This is a genomic window from Pseudoalteromonas sp. OFAV1 (assembly GCF_021532595.1).
In the GTDB taxonomy this organism is placed as follows: Bacteria; Pseudomonadota; Gammaproteobacteria; order Enterobacterales; family Alteromonadaceae; genus Pseudoalteromonas; species Pseudoalteromonas lipolytica_C.
The window spans coordinates 1-25,649 of the sequence record NZ_JAKGBG010000060.1 but is presented as its reverse complement, the minus strand read 5'-3'; the positions used below and the strand labels follow the sequence as shown (position 1 = coordinate 25,649).

The 25,649-nt window shown below is 41.3% G+C and carries 24 protein-coding genes; 2 read left to right on the top strand and 22 right to left on the bottom strand.

All coding sequences use genetic code 11. The annotated features are described in order from the left end of the window. Window positions 1-290: 290 nt before the first annotated feature. The 18 genes from L1267_RS21315 to mnmE form a co-directional block, all read right to left on the bottom strand. Complete coding sequence (locus L1267_RS21315; protein ID WP_199526847.1) at window positions 291-2,075, bottom strand: choice-of-anchor I family protein; 1,785 nt, start codon at window positions 2,073-2,075, stop codon at window positions 291-293. 141 nt (window positions 2,076-2,216) lie between these two features. After that, window positions 2,217-3,575 (bottom strand): bifunctional UDP-N-acetylglucosamine diphosphorylase/glucosamine-1-phosphate N-acetyltransferase GlmU, encoded by a 1,359-nt coding sequence (glmU, locus tag L1267_RS21310; protein WP_138557633.1) that lies wholly within the window; start codon window positions 3,573-3,575, stop codon window positions 2,217-2,219. Window positions 3,576-3,848: 273 nt separating this feature from the next. Beyond that, window positions 3,849-4,271 carry a F0F1 ATP synthase subunit epsilon gene (locus L1267_RS21305; RefSeq protein WP_135923073.1) on the bottom strand — a complete coding sequence of 141 codons (423 nt, stop codon included), beginning with the start codon at window positions 4,269-4,271 and terminating at the stop codon, window positions 3,849-3,851. A 13-nt stretch (window positions 4,272-4,284) separates the two neighbouring features. Further along, window positions 4,285-5,670, bottom strand: a complete 1,386-nt coding sequence (atpD, locus tag L1267_RS21300; protein ID WP_138557632.1) for a F0F1 ATP synthase subunit beta — start codon at window positions 5,668-5,670, stop codon at window positions 4,285-4,287. Between the two features lie 32 nt (window positions 5,671-5,702). Beyond that, complete coding sequence (atpG, locus tag L1267_RS21295; RefSeq protein WP_235384038.1) at window positions 5,703-6,563, bottom strand: F0F1 ATP synthase subunit gamma; 861 nt, start codon at window positions 6,561-6,563, stop codon at window positions 5,703-5,705. A 59-nt stretch (window positions 6,564-6,622) separates the two neighbouring features. Next, window positions 6,623-8,164, bottom strand: a complete 1,542-nt coding sequence (gene atpA / locus L1267_RS21290) for a F0F1 ATP synthase subunit alpha (RefSeq protein ID WP_054554809.1) — start codon at window positions 8,162-8,164, stop codon at window positions 6,623-6,625. 14 nt (window positions 8,165-8,178) lie between these two features. Continuing rightward, window positions 8,179-8,712 carry a F0F1 ATP synthase subunit delta gene (atpH, locus tag L1267_RS21285; RefSeq protein WP_135923074.1) on the bottom strand — a complete coding sequence of 178 codons (534 nt, stop codon included), beginning with the start codon at window positions 8,710-8,712 and terminating at the stop codon, window positions 8,179-8,181. Between the two features lie 16 nt (window positions 8,713-8,728). After that, window positions 8,729-9,199 carry a F0F1 ATP synthase subunit B gene (gene atpF, locus L1267_RS21280; protein WP_054554807.1) on the bottom strand — a complete coding sequence of 157 codons (471 nt, stop codon included), beginning with the start codon at window positions 9,197-9,199 and terminating at the stop codon, window positions 8,729-8,731. 42 nt (window positions 9,200-9,241) lie between these two features. Next, window positions 9,242-9,475, bottom strand: a complete 234-nt coding sequence (gene atpE / locus L1267_RS21275) for a F0F1 ATP synthase subunit C (protein WP_010561330.1) — start codon at window positions 9,473-9,475, stop codon at window positions 9,242-9,244. A 56-nt stretch (window positions 9,476-9,531) separates the two neighbouring features. Beyond that, window positions 9,532-10,389 carry a F0F1 ATP synthase subunit A gene (gene atpB, locus L1267_RS21270; RefSeq protein WP_054554806.1) on the bottom strand — a complete coding sequence of 286 codons (858 nt, stop codon included), beginning with the start codon at window positions 10,387-10,389 and terminating at the stop codon, window positions 9,532-9,534. A 15-nt stretch (window positions 10,390-10,404) separates the two neighbouring features. Further along, entirely contained in the window at window positions 10,405-10,785 is a 381-nt protein-coding gene (locus L1267_RS21265; RefSeq protein WP_135923075.1) for an ATP synthase subunit I, read from the bottom strand. Between the two features lie 160 nt (window positions 10,786-10,945). After that, complete coding sequence (locus tag L1267_RS21260; RefSeq protein WP_135923076.1) at window positions 10,946-11,857, bottom strand: ParB/RepB/Spo0J family partition protein; 912 nt, start codon at window positions 11,855-11,857, stop codon at window positions 10,946-10,948. 20 nt (window positions 11,858-11,877) lie between these two features. Further along, entirely contained in the window at window positions 11,878-12,663 is a 786-nt protein-coding gene (locus tag L1267_RS21255) for a ParA family protein (protein WP_063701404.1), read from the bottom strand. A 13-nt stretch (window positions 12,664-12,676) separates the two neighbouring features. Then, entirely contained in the window at window positions 12,677-13,297 is a 621-nt protein-coding gene (rsmG, locus tag L1267_RS21250; protein ID WP_135923077.1) for a 16S rRNA (guanine(527)-N(7))-methyltransferase RsmG, read from the bottom strand. Between the two features lie 15 nt (window positions 13,298-13,312). Further along, on the bottom strand, window positions 13,313-15,202 hold the full coding sequence (gene mnmG, locus L1267_RS21245; RefSeq protein WP_138557631.1) for a tRNA uridine-5-carboxymethylaminomethyl(34) synthesis enzyme MnmG: 1,890 nt from the start codon (window positions 15,200-15,202) through the stop codon (window positions 13,313-13,315). 428 nt (window positions 15,203-15,630) lie between these two features. Then, the gene (gene mioC, locus L1267_RS21240) at window positions 15,631-16,080 is read right to left on the bottom strand and encodes an FMN-binding protein MioC (protein ID WP_199526843.1); all 450 of its coding nucleotides are present in this window, start codon (window positions 16,078-16,080) and stop codon (window positions 15,631-15,633) included. A gap of 586 nt (window positions 16,081-16,666) precedes the next feature. Next, window positions 16,667-17,407, bottom strand: a complete 741-nt coding sequence (locus L1267_RS21235) for an isocitrate lyase/PEP mutase family protein (RefSeq protein WP_235384036.1) — start codon at window positions 17,405-17,407, stop codon at window positions 16,667-16,669. Between the two features lie 145 nt (window positions 17,408-17,552). Beyond that, a complete protein-coding gene (mnmE, locus tag L1267_RS21230) occupies window positions 17,553-18,917 on the bottom strand; it encodes a tRNA uridine-5-carboxymethylaminomethyl(34) synthesis GTPase MnmE (RefSeq protein ID WP_235384034.1) in 1,365 nt (454 codons plus the stop codon). Window positions 18,918-19,127: 210 nt separating this feature from the next. Between mnmE and L1267_RS21225 the strand changes: the two genes are divergently transcribed. Both L1267_RS21225 and L1267_RS21220 read left to right on the top strand, forming a co-directional pair. After that, complete coding sequence (locus tag L1267_RS21225) at window positions 19,128-21,272, top strand: TonB-dependent siderophore receptor (RefSeq protein ID WP_235384033.1); 2,145 nt, start codon at window positions 19,128-19,130, stop codon at window positions 21,270-21,272. 9 nt (window positions 21,273-21,281) lie between these two features. Beyond that, window positions 21,282-22,487, top strand: coding sequence for a PepSY-associated TM helix domain-containing protein (locus L1267_RS21220; RefSeq protein ID WP_235384031.1), 1,206 nt, complete (start codon window positions 21,282-21,284; stop codon window positions 22,485-22,487). Window positions 22,488-22,544: 57 nt separating this feature from the next. On the opposite strand, the gene yidC is transcribed toward L1267_RS21220, so the two are convergent. From yidC to rpmH, 4 genes are all read right to left on the bottom strand, one after another. Then, window positions 22,545-24,176 carry a membrane protein insertase YidC gene (yidC, locus tag L1267_RS21215; protein ID WP_235384030.1) on the bottom strand — a complete coding sequence of 544 codons (1,632 nt, stop codon included), beginning with the start codon at window positions 24,174-24,176 and terminating at the stop codon, window positions 22,545-22,547. A gap of 8 nt (window positions 24,177-24,184) precedes the next feature. Continuing rightward, the gene (gene yidD / locus L1267_RS21210) at window positions 24,185-24,457 is read right to left on the bottom strand and encodes a membrane protein insertion efficiency factor YidD (protein WP_054563758.1); all 273 of its coding nucleotides are present in this window, start codon (window positions 24,455-24,457) and stop codon (window positions 24,185-24,187) included. A gap of 128 nt (window positions 24,458-24,585) precedes the next feature. After that, window positions 24,586-25,008 carry a ribonuclease P protein component gene (rnpA, locus tag L1267_RS21205; protein WP_138557625.1) on the bottom strand — a complete coding sequence of 141 codons (423 nt, stop codon included), beginning with the start codon at window positions 25,006-25,008 and terminating at the stop codon, window positions 24,586-24,588. 7 nt (window positions 25,009-25,015) lie between these two features. Then, the gene (gene rpmH, locus L1267_RS21200) at window positions 25,016-25,150 is read right to left on the bottom strand and encodes a 50S ribosomal protein L34 (protein WP_008488847.1); all 135 of its coding nucleotides are present in this window, start codon (window positions 25,148-25,150) and stop codon (window positions 25,016-25,018) included. Between the last annotated feature and the right edge of the window lie 499 nt (window positions 25,151-25,649).

Here is a 25,649-nt window from a genome sequence, read left to right as displayed (position 1 = left end):
TTTAGACCGTTTTAAACCGAAGTTTTACTTAACTCTCTGTCAGTTTGTTCAGCGCTTTTCATTGCTGCCCGCCGTGTCAGTGGATGCGCATTATAGGGATGCGAAGAATTAACGCAAGCACTTTTTGAAGGTTTTTTTGATTATTTTCAAAATAGTATAATAACCATACAAATAAAGGGCTACAGAGGGGTTTTAGCTCAAAAAACAGTCACTTCTTGAGTGTAATAACGGTAAGGATAAAGCGATATACTTAAAACTAGCTATATCGCTTTTTATCTTTATAAGGTGGATTAGTTAGCTTTGATTTCCCAGATGGCAATTGAACCCGAAATTTCATTACCTACAACAAGCAATGCTTCATTCGTTGCACTTTGTTCTGCAGGTATAAACGCCATCCCCTCAGGGGCAAGATCACCGGTTATTTCAGCATCGGCTTCTAAGCCACGGTTAAAAAAGTAATCTTGGAATGTCACATTGTATGGATTAGTAATATCAAACACCATTATGCCCCCCATGCGCTCTAAACCAATAAATGCAAATGTACGATCACCAATAGTACCCAGTGCTAATGCTTCTGGTTCAGCACCTTTGTCATCAGAGCGACTATCGCCGGCATTTTCATCTTCATTATTGTTGAATGCTGCTCCGTGAACTGAAGCGGTAATACGTGAGATTTGATCGCCAGAATCAAAAACCACCATGCCGTTACTATCCCAGATGGTAAAAGAGCGGGCTCCGTATGCATAAAGTGACTCGTACTCACCATCGTTATCTTCATCACCTTTAACTGTGGTCACTTTTAGGCGGCCTATATCACTATTATCATTGTTCAGGTAATCAAAGTTACTTGCCAGCGTTAAGTCTTTAGCTCTGCTTTCATCTATATAAGATAAACAACCATCATCTTCATCGTAATCAAGACCACCTTTTGCTAAACATTCTGCTTCATCGGCTGTGTCGAAGAAGTATTCGCGTGCATCACCTTCGTTAGCTGTGACAATAAAGTTAGCACCTTTCCAGGTAAAGCTTGAGATGGTATCAGGTTGATACATACCATATAGACCAGGGTATGATTTAAAGTTAACGCCACCATCTTTATCTGACGCATCAAAAAGTAAATTAGACCAATCTTTAAAACCTAAGCCTTTAAGCTCTAGACTATTATCTTCAAGATTGACGATAGCAAGGGCGTTATTTTCTTGTAGTGACACGTATGCAAACTTATTGTCTTTAGAAATACTGATGTATTCAGGCTCTAAATCCATAGCTACGGTTGTATTAATTAAATTACCGTTGATTGTACGGCCAGCCGGATTAGCAAATATAATCCCTCGCTCTTCAAGCTCTGCTTGTTTATCGTTGTAGGCAGAAAAGGTGATGCTAATCGCGGTATCAGCAATCACACCATCATTGATGTTTATGATGCTAATTGAGCCTTCAGGGTCAATACTGTAATCCCCATTAGGTTCACCTTCATTAGCAACAAGTACTTTATTACCATCATGGCTAAAGGTAACCATATCGGGTAGGGCACCTACAGTAACATTCTTAATAAACTGAGGCTCTTCGCCACTAATATCATAAAATGCGATTAATCCTTTATCACCCGTATTACTAGCTGCCATTGCTACAGCTAAAAGTTCATTATTAATATCAATAGCGATACTGTTTGCATCGCCTGCAGTGTGCTCATTAAGTGCAAGGGTAATGTCTGAATCTAAGTTAGTGCCGTTTATTACTCCTTCGTTATCTTTAACTAAAGCTGCACGGTCAAAACTATTCGCTTTTATGATATTCACAACGGCCGAATCACCCGAACTATTAATAGCGAAAATTCTTTTTTTTGATGGTTGATAGGCAACAATCTCTGCTGCACCTTCTGGGCTTTCTGCATTGAGCACCGCACGGCCGATAAGATTTATACTTAACGCTGAATTTGCGTCTTCACCACTCGCTCCATCTTGCCCTGCAGGACCTTGCTCACCTTGCATACCATCTTTGCCGTCGTCACCGTCTAATGAGCAACCTGTAAGAATGGTTAAAAGTGATAGCGCAATAATTGATCTTTTTAACATTATTATTTTCCTTCGTATTGTATTAACGCAATTACAACACGCAGGCATTACAACTATATGGCACTTTTATGAGCACTAAATTGAGCCATAAAAAAAGCGAGTATAAACTCGCTTTCTATATAAAATTAGTAGGGTAGCTCACTATTTTTTAGTTGGACGTTTCCAACCAGTTAAATTACGTTGTTTACCACGAGCGACTGCAAGCTGTTCGTCTTCAACTGTATTAGTGATAACAGAACCTGCGCCAATGGTTGCCATTGAGCCAATATTTACTGGTGCGACTAGTGATGAGTTTGAACCGATAAAGGCGTTATCACCGATAATGGTTTTTGATTTATTTACGCCATCATAGTTACAGGTAATAGTCCCTGCGCCAATATTTACTTTTTCACCAACTTCAGTGTCGCCTAAGTAGGTTAGATGATTTGCTTTTGAGCCTTTACCTAAGCGAGTTTTTTTCATCTCAACGAAGTTACCGATATGCGAGTCTTCTTCCATAATCGCACCAGGGCGAAGACGAGCGTAAGGCCCTAAAGTACATTTAGCCGCAACACTGGCTTCTTCAACAAGTGAGTTAGCTTTGATAACAACGTTATCGCCAATAGTACAGTCTTTAAGTACGCAGTTAGGACCAATCTGAACATTATTGCCGATTGTTACTTTGCCTTCGAAGATAACATTAACGTCGATTAGTACATCTTCACCAGTCGTTACTTCACCACGCACATCGATACGAGCCGGATCAGCAAGTGTTGCGCCGTTTAGCATTAACTCTTCTGCTTGCCATGCTTGATATGCACGTTCAAGAGCTGAAAGTTGTACGCGATTATTAGCGCCTTCAACTTCCATCGGATGCTCAGGCTGTGCCGAGGTGATTTCAACACCTTCACTGTGTGCCATCGCAACGATATCTGTAAGGTAGTACTCACCTTGGGCATTGTTGTTAGATAAGTTACCTAACCAACGTTTTAGTAACTCACCATTAGCAGCCATAATGCCGGTGTTGATTTCTTTAATTTCAAGTTGCTCAGGTGAGGCATCTTTTTGCTCAATGATACCTACCAGCTTGCCATTTTCACGAAGCATACGACCATAACCTGATGGGTCATCTAAAGTCACGGTCAATACAGCTAGGCCTTTTTTAGGTGTCACAGCAAGTAGCTTTTCTAAAGTGGCGCGTTTTGTTAGTGGCACATCACCGTAGAGAATCAATACGGTATCGTCATCGGCAATATGTTCTTTGGCAACAGCGACTGCATGGCCGGTACCAAGTTGCTCTTCTTGTAATACCCAATTTACTTGATTGTGCGATAGGGCAGCTTGTAGCTGTTCACGACCATGACCATAAACAAGGTTTGTTTCGCGAGCACCAAGTGCAGTGGCATTATCAATAACGTGCTGCACCATAGGTTTACCCGCAACTTTGTGAAGTACCTTTGGTAGAGCAGAGCGCATTCGGGTACCTTTACCCGCTGCTAGAATAACAGTAGTCAGAGACATTAAAACAATATCCTTCTTTCTTTGTTTTAGGTGTGCATGATGTTGTGAGATCTGAAAAAACAAACAAAGTTATGTAAGTCACATCATGTGTAAATACGCAATCCTAATGTGTAGGACTGAACCTTGAATGAAACAGCTATTCACTATTAATTCACACTATTGTAGCGAGCTTTGATGAAGGATATAAGTATAAAAATAGAATAGGGTGCAAAGCATCACATTTCAGGCACAAAAAAGCCCACATTAAGTGGGCTTTTCGAAAACCGAGTAGGCTTACTTTTTGCGTAATTGTTGAATTACGCGAAGTTGAGCGATTGCTTCAGCAAGCTGTACTGCAGCTTGTTGGTAATCTAACTCAGCAGCTGACGTGTTCGCCATTTGCTCTTCAGCATCACGTTTCGCTTTTTCAGCCGCTTGCTCATCTAGGTCTTCACCACGTACTGCAGTATCTGCAAGAATTGTGATGCGATCCGGTTGAACTTCTAGCGTGCCGCCAGCAATATACATCACGTCTTCGTGACCAAATTGCTTAACTAAACGTACCATACCAGGTTTTAGGGCAGTTAATAATGGAGCGTGGCCATAGTTAACACCAAGGTCACCTTCACTACCACTCACTTGAATCGATTCAACCAGACCAGAGAACAAGCTCTCTTCTGCGCTTACTACGTCAAGATGTACAGTCATAGCCGCCATACTACCCTCCTAATTACATGCTTTTGGCTTTTTCTTGAGCTTCTTCAATAGAGCCAACCATGTAGAACGCTTGCTCTGGCATATCATCAAACTCACCGTTTAAGATACCTTTGAAGCCAGCAATTGTGTCTTTAAGTGACACGTATTTACCAGGCGCGCCTGTGAATACCTCAGCAACGAAGAACGGCTGAGATAGGAAACGCTGGATTTTACGTGCACGAGATACAACTTGCTTATCTTCGTCAGAAAGCTCGTCCATACCTAGGATTGCGATGATGTCTTTAAGTTCTTTATAACGTTGAAGAACTGTTTGAACGCCACGCGCTGTATCATAGTGCTCTTGACCGATTACTAGTGGGTCAAGTTGACGTGAAGATGAATCAAGTGGGTCTACCGCAGGGTAGATACCAAGTGAAGCGATATCACGAGAAAGTACTACTGTTGCATCTAAGTGAGCAAACGTTGTTGCTGGAGATGGGTCAGTTAAGTCATCCGCAGGTACGTATACCGCTTGGATTGAAGTGATTGAACCCGTCTTAGTAGATGCGATACGCTCTTGAAGTACACCCATTTCTTCAGCAAGAGTTGGTTGGTAACCTACTGCTGAAGGCATACGACCTAGAAGTGCTGATACCTCTGTACCCGCTAGAGTATAACGGTAGATGTTATCAACGAAGAAAAGTACGTCACGACCTTCGTCACGGAACTTCTCAGCCATAGTAAGACCTGTTAACGCTACGCGTAAACGGTTACCCGGTGGCTCATTCATTTGACCGTATACTAGAGATACTTTGTCTAGTACGTTTGAGTCGTTCATCTCATGGTAGAAGTCATTACCCTCACGCGTACGCTCACCAACACCTGCGAATACTGAGTAACCGCTGTGCTCGATTGCGATGTTACGGATAAGTTCCATCATGTTTACGGTTTTACCAACACCGGCACCACCGAATAGACCAACTTTACCACCTTTAGCGAATGGACATACAAGGTCGATTACCTTGATACCAGTCTCTAAAAGTTCTACTGAATTTGATTGCTCTTCGTAAGAAGGTGCTGCACGGTGAATAGACATACGCTCTTCTTCACCAATTGGACCAGCTTCATCAATAGGGTTACCTAATACGTCCATGATACGACCTAGTGTCTTCGTACCTACTGGAACGTGAATTGGCTGACCTGTACCTTCTACTGAAGTACCACGACGTAAACCGTCAGTAGTACCAAGTGCGATACCACGTACCACACCGCCACCTAGCTGTTGTTGAACTTCTAAAGTTAAACCCGCTAAGTCGCCATCTGTTACTTTTAGTGCGTCATATACGGCTGGCACGTTGTCTTGTGGAAATTCGATATCCACAACGGCGCCGATAATTTGGACGACCTTACCTAAACTCATGTCTATTCCTCTCATTAAACTTTGCCGAAGCGTTAAACTGCTGCCGAACCGCCAACAATCTCACTAATTTCTTGTGTGATTGCAGCTTGACGAGCCTTGTTATAAACAAGCTGTAACTCATCCATAAGGTCGCCTGCGTTATCAGTTGCAGCTTTCATTGCAACCATACGGGCAGCCTGTTCAGAGGCAGCGTTCTCAACTACACCTTGGTATACTTGAGACTCAATAAAGCGTACTAACAGAGCTTCTAAAATCGCATCTGGGTTTGGCTCATATAAGTAATCCCAAGAATGTTGAGATACTTCTTCTTCAGCTTTTGGCAAAGGGAGTAACTGATCGATTGTTGGCTCTTGCTTCATAGTATTAACGAACTTGTTAAATACTACGTATAAGCGGTCAATTTTACCTTCAGAGTATGCATCTAGCATTGTCTTTACAGGACCAATAACGTCTTGTAGTGAAGGTGTATCTCCTAAGCTCGCTTTTTTAGCGACTAACTTACCGCCGAAACGTTGGAAAAAGCCAGCTGCTTTGCTACCTAAAGTAGTAAATTCAGCTTCAACGCCTTTTTCTTTCCACGCTTTAACGTCTAGGGCAACTTTTTTGAACTCGTTTGAGTTCAAGCCACCACATAGACCACGGTCAGTAGAGATAACAATATAACCAACTCGTTTTACTTCACGCTCTTCTAAGAAAGGGTGAGTAAAATCAAGATTTGCTTGAGCAACACGACCAATCACTTGGCGTAAGTTTTCAGCGTATGGACGGCTTGACGCCACACGTTCCTGCGCTTTTTTCATTTTAGACGCAGCAACCATTTCCATTGCGCTGGTGATCTTTTGAGTATTCTTGATACTCCCGATCTTGCTTTTAATCTCTTTTCCGCTGGCCATGACTCTCTCTCCGAATCAGGTGGGCTTTAGTTACCTAAAGCTCACCATTCATAACTAAATTACCAAGTTTGCGTCGACTTGAACTTCTCTAGAAGTTCTTTAAGTTGAGCTTCAATCTCAGCGTTGTAGTTACCAGTTTCATTGATTTGAGCCATTAGCTCTGCGTATGTGCTGTTTGCATAAGAAATTAGGCCAGCTTCGAAATCCATGATTTTCGCGATTTCGATGTCTTTTAGGTAGCCTTTTTCAGCAGCAAATAGCGACAGAGACATTTCAGCAACAGACATTGGTGCGTACTGTTTCTGCTTCATTAACTCTGTTACGCGCTCACCATGCTCTAATTGAGCACGTGTTGCATCGTCAAGGTCAGACGCGAACTGCGAGAACGCAGCTAATTCACGGTACTGAGCTAACGCTAGACGGATACCACCACCTAGTTTCTTAACGATTTTAGTTTGCGCTGCACCACCAACACGAGATACCGAGATACCAGCATTAACAGCTGGACGGATACCTGAGTTGAATAAGTCAGTTTCTAAGAAGATCTGACCATCGGTGATAGAGATAACGTTTGTCGGTACGAACGCAGAAACGTCGCCGCCTTGAGTTTCAATGATTGGCAATGCCGTCAATGAACCTGTTTTACCTTTCACTTCACCGTTAGTGAACTTCTCAACGTAATCAGCGTTTACACGTGATGCACGCTCTAGAAGACGTGAGTGAAGGTAGAATACGTCACCTGGGTATGCTTCACGACCAGGTGGACGCTTAAGTAATAATGAGATTTGACGGTAAGCAACAGCTTGCTTAGATAAATCATCATATACGATTAGCGCGTCTTCACCACGGTCACGGAAGTATTCACCCATAGTACAACCAGAGAATGGTGCTAAGTACTGAAGTGCCGCAGATTCAGAAGCAGATGCAACAACAACGATAGTGTTTTCTAATGCACCGTGCTCTTCTAATTTACGTACTACGTTAGCGATTGTAGATGCTTTTTGACCAACTGCAACGTACACACACTTAACGCCTGTACCTTTTTGGTTGATAATAGCATCGATTGCTAATGCAGTTTTACCAGTTTGGCGGTCACCGATCACAAGCTCACGTTGACCACGACCTACTGGGATCATCGCATCGATAGATTTATAACCAGTTTGTACTGGCTCATCTACTGATTGACGTTCGATAACGCCTGGTGCGATTTTCTCAACAGGTTCAAAACCGTCGTTGTCTAAAGCGCCTTTACCATCGATAGGTGCACCTAGTGTGTTAACAACACGACCAAGTAGACCACGACCAACAGGAACCTCTAAGATACGACCAGTTGATTTAACTTTTACGCCTTCTTTAAGGTCAGCGTAAGGACCCATTACTACTGCACCTACTGAGTCACGCTCAAGGTTTAGTGCGATAGCATAACGGTTGCCAGGAAGCTCGATCATTTCACCTTGCATACAGTCAGCAAGACCGTGGATGCGGATGATACCGTCAGTAACAGATACAATAGTACCTTCGTTACGAGCTTCACTTACAACTTCGAACTGCTCAATACGTTGTTTGATCAGATCTGAAATTTCAGTGGAATTAAGTTGCATGCTCTTTTTCCCAATTACGATTGTAGTGATGTAGCTAAGCGGGCTAATTTGCCACGTACTGAGCCGTCGATTACAGTGTCACCCGCCTTGATAATAAGGCCGCCAACCACTGTAGTATCTTCACTACAATTCAGCTTAACTTTGCGTGCGAAACGTTTTTCAAGTGCCGCTACCAATGATACTTGCTGCTCAGCAGCAAGCGGTGTTGCAGAAACCACATCAACGTCGATTTCTTTGTCGTAGTCCGCTTTTAATTCAGCGAATAACTCTGCAACAGCTGGCAGTGCAACTAAACGTCCATTTTCAGCCATCACCTTGATTAGGTTCTGACCTTGTTCGTTGAGCTGCTCTGCACAGATCTTGATAAACAGATCTGCTTTTTCAGTAGCAGTAGGCAATCCAGCTAGCGCGGCAGCGGCTTGCTCATTGCTGGCAACTTGGCCAGCAAAGAACAGCATGTCGTTCCAACTTTCAACAGTGCCTTTTTCAACGGCAAGTTCAAAAGCCGCTTTAGCGTATGGGCGAGCGATAGTAGCCAATTCAGACATGCTCATACCCTCCTAATTACAGCTCAGCGACAAGTTTTTCAACGATGTCACTGTGTGCGGCTTGATTGATTTCGCGCTCTAAAATCTTCTCAGCACCAACCACGGCCAGCGTCGCTACTTGTTTACGTAGTTCTTCTGTTACACGGTTACGCTCTGCTTCGATTTCAGAGTGCCCTTGAGCAATAATTTTTTCACGCTCTTGTTGACCACGAACAGTTTCTTCGTCAACGATAAGCGTGGCACGCTTTTTAGCTTGTTCAATGATATCAGCCGCTTGAGCTTTTGCCTCTTTAAGCTGCTCAGCAGCTTTCTTTTGCGCAAGTTCTAAGTCTTTTTCGGCTCTATCAGAGGCAGCTAAACCATCTTCGATTTTCTTCTGGCGAGCTTCAATTGCACCATTTAGTGGTGGCCATACGTATTTCATACAGAAAAGTACGAAAACCGTAAATGCAATTAATTCACCGATAAGAGTGGCTGTTAAGTTCACGACCGCTCCTCCTTAAAATAGTAAGCTGTTCAAAAAATAATATTAAAGTACGAACAACAATACCATTGCGATACCAACACCGATCATAGCTACAGCATCGATTAGACCAGCAAGGATGAACATCTTAACTTGTAATGAAGGTGCAAGTTCAGGTTGACGAGCACAAGCTTCTAGGAATTTACCACCCATGTTACCGAAGCCGATAGCAGTACCGATTGCACCGAAGCCGATAAGTAGAGCAACAGCGATATACTTAAGACCAATCATTAGTTCCATTTTTTTCTCCAAAGTTTCAATTGTAAATTAAAGTTAAAATTTAAAAGTGTATAAAATTAGTGATTATCTGAGCTTGCCATGCTTAGGTAAACGATTGTTAGCATCATGAATACGAATGCTTGCAGTACGATTACTAAGATGTGGAATACAGCCCAAATAAAGTGCAACGGTAGTTGCATTAAACCAACTGCGCCGATCAAGATGAAAATCAACTCACCAGCATATAAGTTACCGAATAAACGCAGCGCTAACGAGAACGGCTTAGCTACTAAAGCGATTGTTTCTAGTAATAAGTTACACGGGATTAAAAACACCATCGCTAGCTTGTTATTTGAGCTAAATGGGTGAAGCGTAAGTTCTGCTAAGAAACCGCCAATCCCTTTGATTTTGATTGCGTAACCGATCATCAGAATGAATACACCAATAGCAAGTGCAGCAGTCATGTTGATGTCTGTTGTTGGTACAATCTTCATGTAAACGTCGTGAGAATCCATACCAAATGCTTGTTCACCAACGAAGCCAGCGAATGCAGGTAGGAAATCAACCGGAATTAAGTCCATTAAGTTCATTAAGAACACCCAAACGAAAATCGTTAGAGCTAATGGAGCGATTAGGGCACTTTTACCGTGGTAAGTATCGCGTACGTTGTCGCCAACGAACTCAACGATCATTTCAATGAAACACTGAAATTTACCAGGTACACCGGTATTTGCTTTTTTAGCGGCACTACGGAAGATCCATAAAAATACAAGACCTAAACCGATTGACCATGCGAGGGTATCTATATTCCATGTCCAGAAACCACTGTCTGCACACGCTTTGTTGAAGGCAAGACCAGCGTCGGTCGAGCACATCTTAGCGTTAGTTAAGTGGTGCTGAATATGGCTTGATAGAGTTACTTCTTCTGCAGCCATGTTATATCCCAAAAGTTAATGATTAAAAAAAACGGGCGCAAACAATCCGCAAAATAACACCAATACATAAACACAGAAAAACGGTAACAAAATGACCGTGTAAGACTTCAGTATCAGTGCGAACAACACGATTGTTAGCATAAATTTTAATCCGTTGCCGCGCTTTAGCGAGGCATACACTTGATTTACTCGACTTGCACCCACATATCTGAATGCATAGACGGCAAATACAAAATTAGGGAGTATTGCTACAGCCCCGCCAGCAACTGCTGACTGGCCGGCATTGACTCCCCAACCTATAAAAACAACTACTGCAGCGATGAGCGCTACGATACCCTGAAGACAAATTAATTTAAATGCGGCAAGCCTATAAGGCTTTGCTAACTTATTAGTCACGTTTTATTAACCTTGTAAACGTTCAAATTGTCAGGGTATGAAAACTGGCGAAATTATACTGATTCCTACCAGTTTTGCAACTTGAGTCGACCCTTTGTAGTGCAAAAACACCACAAATGTCTCTTTTTGGACATGTTATTAATTAATGACGGGAATAGTCTTAATTTATACGGCTTAAAATGCCATCTAGTTCATCAAGTGTTGTATACGAAATAACCAGCTTTCCCTTGCCTTTTTTATTGTAGTTTATTTCTACTTTTGCGCCTAAATTTTCAGCAAGTTTTTGTTCTAACTGTTTGACATCAGGATCTTTTTCTTGCACTTCTTTTTTTGGCGCTGGTTCTAAAATAGAACGCACTAGCTTTTCGGTTTCGCGAACAGTTAACGCTTTAGCTACTGCTAGTCGTGCTGCATCTGATTGCGCTTCACCTTCAAGGCCTAATAAACAGCGTGCATGGCCCATTTCAATATCACCATGTTCTAACAATATTTTTACATCTTCATTTAAATTATTTAAGCGAAGCAAATTTGTTACTGTTGTACGAGACTTGCCAACCGCTTCGGCGACCTGTTGATGGGTAAGTTCAAACTCATTTAGCAAACGATTTAATGCAATCGCTTCTTCCATCGCATTTAAGTCTTCACGTTGAATATTTTCAATAAGTGCAATAGCTACCGCAGCTTCATCGGGTACATCTTTGATGATACACGGTACGGTGTCTAATTTTGCTAATTGTGCAGCACGCCAACGACGCTCACCTGCAATAATTTCGTATTTATCTGCACCAATTTGGCGCACAACGATTGGCTGAATAATACCTTGGGCACGAATTGAGCTGGCTAACTCTTCAAGTGCTTCTTCAGACATGTCTTTACGTGGTTGATATTTACCCGATTGTAAAAACTCTATCGCTAGCTTTTGCAGTTCACCATTTTTTTGCTCAGCAACTACCTCAGAGACTTGCTCTGGTGTGGTTGTCGCTTGTTGCTGATTATTTGCACTTTGGGCTGGTTTTGATGAACTTAATAAAGCGTCGAGTCCTCGGCCTAAACCGCGTTTTTTAGCAGACATGTTATTTTTTTACCTCGAAGTTAGGCTACTGCTGAAGATGTTTTCTCTTTTCTACGTAACATTTCGCCGGCTAGGGCTAAGTATGCTTTAGCGCCACTTGATGCACGGTCATAATACATGGCAGGGGCACCAAAGCTCGGCGCTTCTGCTAAACGGACATTACGTGGGATAACGGTACGATATACTTTATCGCCAAAATGTTGTTTTAGTTGTTCAGATACGTCATTTGCAAGGCGATTGCGCGGATCATACATGGTGCGCAAAATCCCTTCAATTGTTAACGCTGGATTTACTAACTTAGAAAGTTGCGTAATGGTATCCATTAACGCCGTTAAACCTTCAAGGGCATAGTACTCACATTGCATTGGAACTAAAATTGAATCTGCGGCAGCCATTGCATTAACAGTCAGCATATTTAGTGAAGGCGGGCAGTCAATAAAAATGAAGTCGTATTGATCTTGAATTTTTTCTAACGCATTACGTAAACGTACTTCGCGAGCAAACAATTCCATTAATTTAACTTCAGCGGCAGTCACATCACCATTAGCAGCAATTAAGTGGTACTCACCAGAGGTTTCTTTATTGATGACTTCTTCGATTGGTGTCTCTTCAATCAATAAATCGTAAATAGTCGCAACATCACCATATTTATCGACACCGCTCCCCATGGTTGCGTTACCTTGCGGATCAAGATCGATTAATAACACTTTACGCTTCGTCGCGGCCATCGATGCCGCGAGATTCACAGCGGTGGTTGTTTTACCAACACCACCTTTTTGGTTTGCTAATGCGATGACTTTTGCCACAGTGCTCTGATCCCTAGTCTTTAGATAGAATGATTAGATGTCTTTGCGCATCTAACTCAGGTACTTCCAAGCTGATTTTTTCGTCAAACTTAATACCTTTGGGTAATGAGTCTAGTTCTTCGCTCGGAAATACGCCTTTTAAAGCGATAAATTTACCTGAATGATCAATCAAGTGCGCACACCAGTCAACCATATCTTGTAAAGAGGCGAATGCACGACTTAATACACCATCTAATTTAACACTTGGTTGATATTCTTCAACTCTAGACTGCACTGGGGTTACATTTTCAAGGCCAAGTGCATGTTTTACCTGCATCAAAAAGCGTACGCGCTTACCTAAACTATCTAACAAAATAAATTGTGTATCAGGTAAGGCGATGGCTAATACGATACCCGGTAAACCAGGACCCGTACCAACATCGATGTAATGTTTGCCTTTAAGGTGTGGTGCAACAACTAAGCTATCCATAATGTGCTTAACCATCATCTCTTCAGGTAAACGAACAGAGGTTAAATTATACGCTTTGTTCCACTTGTCTAATAATTCAACATATTGCACAAGTTGTTGTTGCTGTTTTTCTGTTAGCGCAATTTCAGTTTGCGCTAACAGTGAAGTTAATTGTTGTTGTAACACTGTATTCCTCACCAACTACGCAGTCTTGCGCAGTAAGCCTTGCTTTTTCAGATAGACTAATAATAGCGAAATAGCAGCAGGGGTGATACCTGAAATACGCGATGCTTGGCCAATTGTATCTGGACGACTATCAGTAAGCTTCGCAATAACCTCATTTGATAAACCAGAAACAGTTGAATAATCAAAGTCTTTTGGTAATACAGTTTGTTCATGACGCAATTGCTTATTGATCTCGTCTTGTTGGCGAGCAATGTAACCTGCGTATTTAGTATGAATTTCAACTTGCTCAAGTGCAGCTTGGTTATCAAACTCAGAACCTAAACCATCGATCGCCATTAAATCGGTATAACGAATTTCAGGACGGCGGATCAGATCTTCAAGGCTCGCTTCACGAGTCAGTGGCGTTTTTAATAACGCATTTACTTGATCGACAGCAACGTGATCTTTGTGGATCCACGTTTCTTTTAAGCGTTGCGTTTCTTTTTCGATGATTTCCATTTTTTCGTTAAAGGCAGCCCAACGAGCATCATCAACTAAACCAAGTTCACGACCTTTTGCAGTTAAACGAATATCAGCATTGTCTTCACGAAGTAATAAACGGTATTCAGCACGGCTAGTAAACATACGGTACGGTTCTTTAGTACCTAATGTTGCTAGGTCATCAATTAGTACACCTGTGTATGCTTCATCACGGCGTGGTGTCCAAGACTCTTTTCCTTGTACTTGTAATGCCGCGTTCATACCAGCAATTAAGCCTTGCGCGCCAGCTTCTTCATAACCCGTTGTACCATTGATTTGGCCTGCGAAGAATAAACCATTAATAAACTTAGTTTCTAATGACTGTTTTAAGTCGCGCGGATCAAAGAAATCATATTCAATTGCGTAACCAGGACGACAAATATGTGCATTTTCAAAACCAGTGATTGATTGCACAATTTCAAGTTGTACATCAAACGGTAAACTCGTCGAGATACCATTTGGATATAATTCGTATGATGTTAAACCTTCTGGTTCAACAAAGATTTGATGTTTGTCTTTATCAGCAAAACGTACGATCTTATCTTCAATTGAAGGGCAGTAACGAGGACCAATACCTTCAATAACACCTGAATACATAGGTGAACGATGTAGGTTGTTGCGGATCACATCATGAGTTTTTTCATTTGTATAGGTGATGTAGCACGGGATCTGCTGTGGGTGATCTGACTGTTTACCCATAAACGAGAATACCGGCGTTGGAGTATCACCTGGCTGTTCTTGCATCTTGCTAAAATCAACAGTGCGTGCATCGATACGAGGAGGCGTGCCTGTTTTTAAGCGATCAACACGAAATGGTAATTCACGTAAGCGCTCTGCAAGTGCAATTGAAGGTGGATCACCAGCACGACCCCCTTTGAAATTCTCTAAACCAATATGGATCTGACCACCTAAGAAAGTACCTACAGTAAGTACAACTGATGGGGCACTAAAACGAAGACCCATTTGTGTTACCACACCCATTACACGATCGCCTTCAACAATCAGATCGTCACATGATTGCTGGAAGATCTTTAAATTTTCTTGATGTTGTAAAGTGTGTTGGATAGCGGCTTTATACAAAGCACGGTCAGCTTGCGCACGTGTAGCACGAACAGCAGGGCCTTTAGATGAGTTTAAAGTACGAAATTGAATACCGCCTTTATCGATTGCTTGTGCCATAGCACCACCTAGAGCATCGATCTCTTTTACTAAATGGCCTTTACCAATACCGCCAATTGCCGGGTTACAAGACATTTGACCAAGGGTATCCATATTATGAGTTAGCAATAGGGTATTCATGCCCATGCGAGCAGATGCTAATGCAGCTTCAGTACCTGCATGTCCACCACCTACAACAATAACATCAAAACGTTCGTGAAAAATCATTTATGGGATCCTACTTAATCGACCAGCAAAACTTTGTAAAGGGAGCGTATTCTACCTAGAAATTTAGAGAAGATAAATGATTAAACAGTACTCAAGATCTAAGTGGGTGATCTCTAATAATATAAAGGATCTTTTAAAGAGATCTTTTATTACTTTTACTACTAGTAACGGCTAGATCTGTTGATAATGTTTACTTTACTATTTAAAACATGATCTTAACGCAGATCTAAAGGTGTTAATATGATCGGATCTTACGGGGAACAAGCTTTGATCAAAAGGGCTATTTATACACAGGGCAATATCGAGTGGATCTTATCCAAGGGATAAACTACCTTAAAATCGCAGTTAGATCAGTGTTTATCCACAATTCGATCTAAATTATCAGTAAATTGTTGATAACTTTTAAAACACGATCATCATCGATCGGCTTAATTAAGTCCCACCGCTTCGATCCAGCTTGGCAACCAAGCTAATGCTGTGTCCTCGGGTAGTTCTTCATCAAGAATATTAAGCTCTAAGCGCGTTGCCACGCGTGTTGCACCTTTACTTGCTAATAACTCATCTAGGTTACGAGCAGCATAGTTATAGGTGTCGTAACTGGTGTCACCCAAACCGACCACACTGTAGTTTAATTCTTTTAGATCAACTTGTTGGTTAACTGATTCAATAAATGGCAATAAATTATCTGGATAGTCTCCGGCGCCATAAGTTGAAGTGCATAACAACCAGATTGTGTCTTGCTGATCAATATCATCAAATACCGGCTGCTCATGCAGCTTAACTTGGATCCCTTGTTGTTCAAGGGCTTCAGCGAGCTGTTCTGCCACGTACTCTGCCGATCCCATTTGGCTGCCAACGATGATATTTACTGATTGCATGTGTTTGATCATGTATAGAAATAAGTGGCCACATGATAACGAACTTAGGGTGTGAGTAAAGCGTTGAATTACGATCTGAATAAGTTTTTATGGTTAAAATACGTGCTTAAACTTATTTGTTTTTACAATTTGCTGTTTTTAATAGTTTTTTTAAATTTTTAGCGAGTTTAACCCTTTGATCAAGCTGTTAATAATTTTGGGGAAAGTTCTGATCAAGTTTGATTTTGTAAACTGTATAACTTTGCTAAGTTATTGATCTTTAGTCGTCGCAAAGATAAAGATTGGTTAGATCTGTGAGTCGTGCTGAGTGTGATCGTTTTGTGGATAGATCGCTTGTTGATAACGATCGGTTTGTAAATTGTGATCAATAAAATAGATCGAAAAAAACTTAAAACAGCACATATAAAGGCCGTTTTTAAGAAAATTAATTATAAAAAATGACTGTTGATCATCTGCGAACTCAAATATCAGCGATTTTTTATGATCAAATCAGCTTTCAGATCTAAAAATATCCCAAATGTGGATAACATTTTTAGCCAAACTCGATCTTAAAAGCTGTTTTGTTCAGATTTTTTTGTTTACCAAGTTAACTTTCGAGCTGAATTAAGGTGCTTTTAATTGTATTACCCACTAGATCATAGAGCGAATTACCCAATGAAAAACGTTTAGCGCCACCAGCGAAAGCCGCTTTTGCTGAGTTAAAGTTGCTCATTGCCATCACATTTAGTGGCATATCTATCGCGTTTGTTAAGCTGGTTATTTGCTCTATGTTTGTAAGGCCAGGTACAAATAGACCATCTGCACCAGCATTTTGATAGGCTTTTGCGCGTTCTAATGTTGCTTGAAAAGGGCGATCACTAACAAAGAAGGTATCGGTTCTGGCGTTGATAAATAAACTACCGAAGCCATTTTCGTTAAGTACTTTCTTTATCTCACTAATAATAGTGCATTGCTGTTCGATAGATCTCAGTGCGTTAGTGTCTTTGTTTGAGTCTTCAATGTTGATGCCTACAACCCCTAATCTTGCTAACGCTAAAACGTTTTGGCTAATTTGCTGCGGATCGTTACTGTAGCCTGACTCTATATCGACAGTGAGTGGAATGTGTATGTGTTTAGTCAAGCTTTTAACCAGCGCTAATTGAGTTTGAAAAGAGATGTTTTCACCATCCGCTAAACCTAAGCTGGCAGCAATGCCCCAGCTGGTTGTTGCTAGGGCTTTAGCCCCCGCAGCTTGAATGAATTGTGCAGAACTAAGATCCCACGCATTAGCAAGTACAAAGCCTGTTGGCTGGTGGTGTAGCTGGTGAAATTGTTGATATTTGTCCATGATGTCCTCCGTTTAATGACATCACTAGACTAATGGAAACTGAGTTTAATACTGGCTGGTTTCGGCCCTGAACCGATAATTAATTGCTGGATTAAAAATAAAAAAGAGCCTTGCGACTCTTTTTTATAATATTGATGACCGGAATTTATTTACCGATACAGAACGAACTAAAGATTTTCCCTAGCAAGTCATCAGAAGTAAATTCACCCGTTATCTCATTTAAGAACTGTTGAGTTAGGCGTAACTCTTCAGCCAAGATCTCACCAGCAATATGCATCTCTAGTTGCTCTTTACCAGTGTTTAAATGATAGGCTGCATGGTCCAGTGCATCTAAGTGACGACGGCGTGCCATAAAGCCACCTTCAGTTGCCCCTTGAAAACCTATACATGCCTTTAAGTGAGTACGAACTAACTCTATACCTTCAGCATTTTTAGCACTTAAACGGATCACAGGATATTGATCATGCTCATCCATACCGACACTTTCGCCGGAAATATCGGCTTTATTACGGATCACAGTAACACCCATTCCCTCTGGTAACTTGGCCATAAACTCCGGCCAAATATCATGAGGATCAGTGGCAGATGTGTCTGTGCCGTCTAACATAAATAGTACGCGATCGGCTTGGTTAATTTCATCCCATGCGCGTTCAATACCAATTTGCTCTACTTTATCTGGGCTTTCACGCAGGCCTGCGGTATCAATAATATGTAGTGGCATACCATCAATGTGGATATGTTCGCGTAATACGTCACGTGTTGTACCCGCTATTTCGGTAACGATAGCAGCATCACGGCCAGCTAATGCATTGAGTAAGCTTGATTTACCAGCGTTAGGGCGACCAGCAATAACAACACGCATACCTTCACGCATGATGCTACCTTGTTTAGCTTGCTGAGTTACATTATCGAGTTGCTCGATAATGGCATCAAGATCTGCGGATACTTTACCGTCTGATAAAAAGTCGATTTCTTCATCAGGAAAATCAATTGCGGCTTCAACATACATACGTAGGTGAATGACTTTCTCCACCAGCGTTTCGATGTGCTTAGAGAATTCACCTTGCAGTGATTGGAGGGCGCTTTTGGCTGCTTGTTCACTGGTTGCATTGATTAAATCAGCAATTGCCTCTGCTTGAGTTAAATCTAGCTTATCATTCATAAATGCACGCTCAGAGAACTCACCTGGCTTTGCTAAACGTACACCGTCAATTTGGCTAATTTCTTTTAATAGCATATCTAAAACGACAGGGCCGCCGTGACCTTGTAGTTCTAGTACGTCTTCGCCGGTAAATGAATTTGGCCCTTGGAAGTAAATAGCAATACCTTGGTCAAGCTGTTCACCGCTCAAGCTTTTAAATGGTACATAGTCTGCGTAACGCGTTTTAGGACAACGGCCAATAATCTGTTCTGCCACTGTTTTAGCTAAGCTACCAGAGACGCGAATAATACCAACCCCACCACGTCCTGGTGCGGTCGCTTGTGCTGCAATTGTGTCTTGATTAATCATGCGATGAAATAATGCCAATAAAAAGAATGAATGCTGGCTCTATTGTAACCTATGGCTTAATTTCATGCGAATAGCTGTTTGAGTAATGAAATAGCAAAAGTTTGATGTAAGTAATACTTTATTTAGCTTTAATTAATAATAAATCGTCATTGCAAATGATAATTATATTCATTAACATGTTGCGCATTCTTAATTGTATCCTTTTTTATTATGCGTCTTTCTGCTGTTTTTATTGCACTTGCTGCTGGTTTTTCGGGCGTTGCCCATGCTCAAACTGAAGTTTCTACTGATCAAAACGATTCTAAAGAGATCGAAAAAATAGAAGTTGTTGGCCGTGCGTTTTCTTTATATCGACCAACTGAGTCAAGTTTTGCTACTCGTACTAATACACCGTTAGAAAAAATACCTCAGTCAATTCAAATTTTGCCGCAGGAGCTGATTAATGATCAGGCTGCTCGCCAAATTACCGACCTTTATAGCAATATTGCTGGTGTTAATGCCTTTAGTTATTCCGGCGTGACATTTCGTGGTTTTCGCCAAGATGAGATTTTATATGATGGCGTAAAGGGCGACCCTTTCAATGGTTTTGCTGTGCCGCAGTTATTTAATATCGAACAAGTTGCGGTTTTAAAAGGCCCTGCTGGCGCTATTTATGGTAGCGGTAATCCGGGCGGTATTATTAACTATGTAACTAAGAAGCCTAAATTCACCAGTGAGCACAGTATTGAAGTTGAAGTGGGTAATGATGATTTCTTCAGTGGTGCATTAGAAAGCACTGGAACGCTGAGTGAATCACTTGATAACCATGCTTATCGTGTTGGTATCTACCGTGATACTGAAAAACCATTCCGTGCAAATACTAGCAGCGATAATACCATTGTTGATCTTGGATATACGTGGCTTATAAATAGTGCAACTGAATTAACCACGCAGTATACCTATATAGAGCAGGAGTTGGGTGGGGCACGTTTACGTGGTGTCCCTGCTGATGATAATGGCAATTTTCTAACTGACATTAGCTGGAACCATAACGAGGCAACAGACTTTCAAAATGTTGAAGCGCATGTTTATCAGGCGACTTTAAAACACGATTTTAATGATGTTTGGCGTACAGATGTCACGGCACGCTATTTTGATAACAAAGAAGTGCAAAACTACCATGAGCCAAGAGGTCTAGTAGATACTAACGGTGATGGAATTGTTGATTGGAGTCATCGCGAGTTTCGTGATCAAGTACGTGAGAACAACGGCTTTAGTTTAACTGCCAATGCGATTGCGGAGTTTGCATTTGCCGACATGCAGCATCAAGTACTGTTTGGTAGTGACTGGTATGAACATGATTTTGAAAGTGTTTACCGTACAGCTACGCAGCAAAGTAAAGGTGGTCCAGTTCCTGGTCTTGATCTTAACGATCCTGAATATGGTTTAACCTCTGCCGATGATTATGATCTTGATAGTATTACACCAAGGCTTGGGAAAACGAATAGCACCCGCTTTGGCGCGTACTTGCAAGATCAGCTCGATATCACCGCTAATTGGAGCGTCACAGCTGGCTTAAGATATGACCGTTTTGAAGATAAAGATCTGTTAAATCAAACCGAGTTTTCTGATAGCGATTTAACTTACCGCATTGGTACCAGCTATAACATTAACAATATGTTCTTCCCTTATGCACTGCATGGCACTGGGTTTGTGCCGCAAAGTGCCAGTGATCAAGAAACTGCGAAGGGTGGCCCTTTCTCGCCAGAGACTAGCCGTATTAATGAGTTAGGTTTAAGAACCAAATTATTAGATGACACGCTTGCTGTTAATATGGCTATGTACGATATTGTCCGCGAAAATATTCTTCAACCTAGCTTATTAGGTGATGTTGCGGGTGATGGTGTTGATGACTTAGTTGCCGTTGGTGAAGTACAAAGTAAAGGTTTTGAACTTGAAGTAGTGGGTGACATCACTGAGCGTTGGGTGGTTACTGCAAGCTATGCCTATAATGATACCCGTATTACTAAAGCAAACGACAGCATTCGTAACCAAATTCCTGATAGCGATAAATTTGCCAACGCGCCGCAAAATACCCTAGGTATCTGGACACGCTATGAGTTACCTAGCTTATCGTCATCTATTTCTGCGGGTTTAGATTATGTTGATGAACAGCTTAGTTTAGGTGGCCAACGCGTTAAACCTTATACGATTTACAATATGGCATGGCAAACAACAGTTGATAACTGGCAATGGCAGTTATCAGTTAAAAACCTGTTTGATAAAGAATACGCAAGCAGTGGCTTTATTGAGCGAACAGGGCACTTTCCTGGTGAACCACGCCGTGTCTATTTAAGTGCTAAATACAGCTTTTAATGGTGGCGTGTGAACGCTAAAAGTTGGTTTAATTTACATTCCTGGGCAGGACTCTTTGTTGGAGTCCTGCTTTTTGTTACCTGCGTATCGGGGACACTCGCTACGTTAAGTCATGAACTCGAATACTTAACAGACGCTAAGTATCGTGCTTTATCTTCTTCAGCCTCGACTAACTATCAGGCTATCGAAAACACCCTAAATAAGCATTATCCACAGGGTCAATTACTTTATATCCAACGTCATAAACAAGATTACCTTGCCACTGAAGCGGCTCTTAAAGTCGGTGATTCATTTCGTTTTGTTTATTTAGATGCTGCAACGGGCCGCTTACTTGGTGAAGGAGAGTGGGCGCGGATATCGCGGTTTTTACGTAATTGGCATATGAATTTGTCGATGGGCTGGACGGGTAAATTAATCGTCACCAGTTTGAGTATGTTACTCGTTATTTTATTGGTTTCGAGTTTTTATGTGTATCGGCGCTGGTGGCAAGGTTTTATGAAAAAGCCTGCTGCGCTTAGTCTTGATAAACGCAGTAGTTGGGCTGATTGGCACAAACTGTTAGGGCTTTGGAGTTTATGGTTTATCGTAGTGATGGCCATTACAGGTGTTTGGTATCTGGTAGAGCATGGGCTGCAAACAGCTAAAGTGTCGCATACTGTTTCTGCGTCACAAGCGGTAAGTGAGTTTAAAAAACAAAGCCCTCGTAAAGATATATCGCCAATTAGCTTAACTGCAGCTTATGAAGCCGCTCAACAGGCGTTTCCGAGCCTTGATATTCGCTATATTCGTTATCCAAATAAAGCGGATCAGCCTATTGAAGTGCGTGGTTATAACGATGATATTTTACTGCGTCTGCGTGCTAACCGTGTTTATTTAAAACCAAGCTCGGGTGAGTTACTAGGTATACAAATAGGCGAACAATTACCTATTGTAGCCCGAATTTCAGATACCGCTGATCCGCTGCACTTTGGTAACTTTGCAGGAGTTGGTACTAAACTTATTTGGGGGTTATTTGGTGCATTGATGAGCTTTATAAGTGCTGCTGGCATGTATATGAGTTGGCTTAGGGTTAAGCGTAAAACAACAGCTGTAAAGTGGCTTGGAGTATCTGGGGGGATTGCAATCGGTTTGGTGGTTGCTTCGCTACTAACAACAAGTTTGAGCTTTACTGAGCGTAGTGTGCCTAATCAGGTATATTCTCCTATCCTCGGTTAAATTTTTTCAGGTATTAAAAAAGGCGCTAATTAGCGCCTTTTTTGTTGGGTTAAGAGTTTAGCCTCTTACCTTAATACCTTTTTTCTCCATACCGCGGTAGATGATGAGCATCTGTGCGATTGAGATAAGGTTCGATACTAACCAGTAAAGTACTAGGCCAGATGGGAACCATAAGAAGAAAATTGAGAATACTACTGGCATAAAGGTCATCATTTTTTGCTGCATAGGATCAGTAACTGTCATAGGTTGCAGCTTTTGAGTGATGAACATACTTAAACCAAATAAAACCGGTAATACGTAGTATGGGTCCATTGCTGATAAGTCATTTAACCATAAAATGAATTCAGCATGACGTAGCTCAGTTGATTCTAAGAATACGTAGAATAATGCTAAGAAGATTGGCATTTGTAGTAACAGTGGGAAACAGCCACCCATAGGGTTCACTTTTTCTTTGCGGTACATTTCCATCATCGCTTGACCGAATTTTTGACGGTCATCACCATACTTCTCTTTTAGTGCAGCCATTTTAGGCTGTAAGGCACGCATCTTCGCCATTGACGTGTATTGTGCTTTAGTAAGCGGGTACATTGCTGTTTTAACGATAACCGTGATTGCAATGATAGCTAGACCCCAGTTACCTAGGATGCTGTGTAACCACTTAAGTAGTACGAATAATGGTTGTGAGATAAACCACAACCAACCATAGTCTACAGTTAGGTCTAAGTCTGGGTGAATCGCTTCTAGTACATCAGACTCTTTCGGGCCCATGTAGTAAGTAGAAGTAAGTGTCGCTTGCGTACCTGCTTGTACGTTAACTGCTTCACCCTTAGTACCAATAATTGCCGCATTACCAGCTACTAACTTGCTGTAAAGGGTATTTTGTTGATCTTGCTTAGGTACCCATGCACTTACAAAGTAGTGTTGAATAAAAGCAATGTAGCCACCAGCTGTGGTGATGTTAAGGTTTTTATCAGCCATATCTGAGAAGCTATACTTTTCGTATGGCTCTTCTTCAGTACCGTATGCTGCACCTAAGTAGTTTTGATCTACTAAGCTACCTTTTTCTTGTACTGTGCGTTTTACTTGCGTGTATAACTGAACTTGAATTGGGTCAGCTGTTACGTTGTTTACTGTGTACTCTAAACCTACAGCGTAGTCGCCTTTTTTGAAGATATAGGTTTTAGTAAACGTCACACCTTTGCTGTCGGTAAACTCAAGTGGTACACGCAGTTCATCACCATTTAAAGTGAACGCTTTTTGAGTGGTTTTATAAACAGGACGGCCAGCAACAGTTGCATCTGGGCCATTTAAACCAATTAAGCCACTTTGTGAGAAGTATTGGTTGCCATCAAACTCACCAAGTAGCATGAAAGGGGTATCACTGCCTTTTGTCTCTTCGTACTGAAGTAGGTCTGCTTCAATAATGTCACCACCACGGGTGTCAATTTTAACAGTGTATACATCAGTTGTTACATCGATAACTGAGCGCTTTGCTGTTGTAGCAGCTGGTACTTCACCGTCAGATGATGCTGGAATAAAGTCATCAGATTCTGGTGTAGTTGCGCCTAGTGTTTGTGTTGTGGCACTTGGATCAGCTTTTGGTGCATTGTAGTCGTTATTCCATTCTTGGAATAATAAAAACGACACAAGCATCAAGCCGATTAATAAAAACGTGCGTTGCGATTCCATAACAGCTCTTATTTCTCGTGTTGGTGGTTAATATGATTTTTAGCCGGTACGGGATCATCCCCACCAGCATGTAAAGGATGGCATTTTAATATGCGTTTAACAGCTAACCAACTGCCTTTTACACTTCCGTGCAAATTAATTGCTTGAATTGCGTAACTAGAGCAAGTTGGATTAAAACGACAATGCGGGCCTAATAACGGGCTTATCCATTTTTGATAGCCTCGAATTAACATGACTAAACAGCGCTTTGGAATAGCAACAAGTGGTTTAAGTAACCTCATGATGTGTCAGCCCCTGCGTTAATTTAGTCAATGGATACCATGAATTTAAATTCCTAGCGAAGAATTTTAAATGCATGATTAAAAGGTGAGCTAAAGATACCTTAATTAAGCCTGTAATTCTATTGCTATCAAGCTTGATTATTAGAATTAGCTGATTTCTTGGGGCGTTTTTTGAATGGTGGTGGTTTTGGCGCACCTGGCTTGCAGCGCTCATTTATTTTTCGCCACAATTTATTCAGTTGTTTTGTCAGCTCTTCGTTTGACTGTTCATCTATACCACTTTTAACCATAAGCACAATATCAATGTTATCGAGTTTATGTTGATTTAAACGGAAACTTTCGCGAGCAAGTCGTTTAATTCGATTACGTTGACAGGCTTTTTTAACGCGTTTTTTGGCGACCGTAAGACCTAATCGAGGATTAGTTTGGTCATTGCGTTTAGCTAATAGGGTAAAGAAAGGAGTCGCAGCGCGTGCTGGTTCATTAAAGATTCGAGAGTAATGCGAGGGAGTTAACAGACGTAACTCCCTGCTGAAGCTAAAGTCTTCCACTTATATATTAAGCAGAAAGAACTTTACGGCCTTTAGCACGACGACGAGCTAATACTTTACGGCCATTTGCTGTTGCCATACGAGCACGGAAACCGTGTGTACGTTTGCGTTTTAAAACGCTAGGTTGAAAAGTTCTTTTCATAACAATTCCATCCGATCGGTTAAGGTTAAAACATCCTATGCAGGTCGCGATCCTGGCACAGGTGCCATTGCGAGCGCGAGATATTATAGATGAAGACAACAAAAGTCAATCATTAAAACGCTGCAGAGGCCGTAATTATAAAGGATCTTATTTCGTGATCATATAGGATCATCATAAATAAGAAGTTTTCCACAGCCTCTGTATAAAAAGTGAATAAAAGCTTGGGAAAAGCGAATTCGATCGTAGAATTTGATCGCGATCTGCCCCTTAATTTGCTATGATCACTATTCGGAGTTAAAAAATATTTTATATAATAATCAATGGTTTATTATTTTCTTTGTGCGAGATCATATTTTAAATAAAAATCAATCTTGTACTTGTGGATAAAGTACCTTCATAATAGTCGGTCTTGGCCAGAAATATTGGTCAAATATTAGCAATAAATGTTTGATTTTCCATCATTAAAGATGAACGGGAATAATAATTAAATCTCTGGGAG

Bases quoted from the DNA above. Each gene is read 5' to 3' on its own strand.
- L1267_RS21315 (WP_199526847.1), bottom strand. From the start codon at position 2,075: ATGTTAAAAAGATCAATTATTGCGCTATCACTTTTAACCATTCTTACA.
- glmU (WP_138557633.1), bottom strand. From the start codon at position 3,575: ATGTCTCTGACTACTGTTATTCTAGCAGCGGGTAAAGGTACCCGAATG.
- L1267_RS21305 (WP_135923073.1), bottom strand. From the start codon at position 4,271: ATGGCGGCTATGACTGTACATCTTGACGTAGTAAGCGCAGAAGAGAGC.
- atpD (WP_138557632.1), bottom strand. From the start codon at position 5,670: ATGAGTTTAGGTAAGGTCGTCCAAATTATCGGCGCCGTTGTGGATATC.
- atpG (WP_235384038.1), bottom strand. From the start codon at position 6,563: ATGGCCAGCGGAAAAGAGATTAAAAGCAAGATCGGGAGTATCAAGAAT.
- atpA (WP_054554809.1), bottom strand. From the start codon at position 8,164: ATGCAACTTAATTCCACTGAAATTTCAGATCTGATCAAACAACGTATT.
- atpH (WP_135923074.1), bottom strand. From the start codon at position 8,712: ATGTCTGAATTGGCTACTATCGCTCGCCCATACGCTAAAGCGGCTTTT.
- atpE (WP_010561330.1), bottom strand. From the start codon at position 9,475: ATGGAACTAATGATTGGTCTTAAGTATATCGCTGTTGCTCTACTTATC.
- atpB (WP_054554806.1), bottom strand. From the start codon at position 10,389: ATGGCTGCAGAAGAAGTAACTCTATCAAGCCATATTCAGCACCACTTA.
- L1267_RS21260 (WP_135923076.1), bottom strand. From the start codon at position 11,857: ATGTCTGCTAAAAAACGCGGTTTAGGCCGAGGACTCGACGCTTTATTA.
- mnmG (WP_138557631.1), bottom strand. From the start codon at position 15,202: ATGATTTTTCACGAACGTTTTGATGTTATTGTTGTAGGTGGTGGACAT.
- mioC (WP_199526843.1), bottom strand. From the start codon at position 16,080: ATGCAATCAGTAAATATCATCGTTGGCAGCCAAATGGGATCGGCAGAG.
- L1267_RS21235 (WP_235384036.1), bottom strand. From the start codon at position 17,407: ATGGACAAATATCAACAATTTCACCAGCTACACCACCAGCCAACAGGC.
- mnmE (WP_235384034.1), bottom strand. From the start codon at position 18,917: ATGATTAATCAAGACACAATTGCAGCACAAGCGACCGCACCAGGACGT.
- L1267_RS21225 (WP_235384033.1), top strand. From the start codon at position 19,128: ATGCGTCTTTCTGCTGTTTTTATTGCACTTGCTGCTGGTTTTTCGGGC.
- yidC (WP_235384030.1), bottom strand. From the start codon at position 24,176: ATGGAATCGCAACGCACGTTTTTATTAATCGGCTTGATGCTTGTGTCG.
- yidD (WP_054563758.1), bottom strand. From the start codon at position 24,457: ATGAGGTTACTTAAACCACTTGTTGCTATTCCAAAGCGCTGTTTAGTC.
- rpmH (WP_008488847.1), bottom strand. From the start codon at position 25,150: ATGAAAAGAACTTTTCAACCTAGCGTTTTAAAACGCAAACGTACACAC.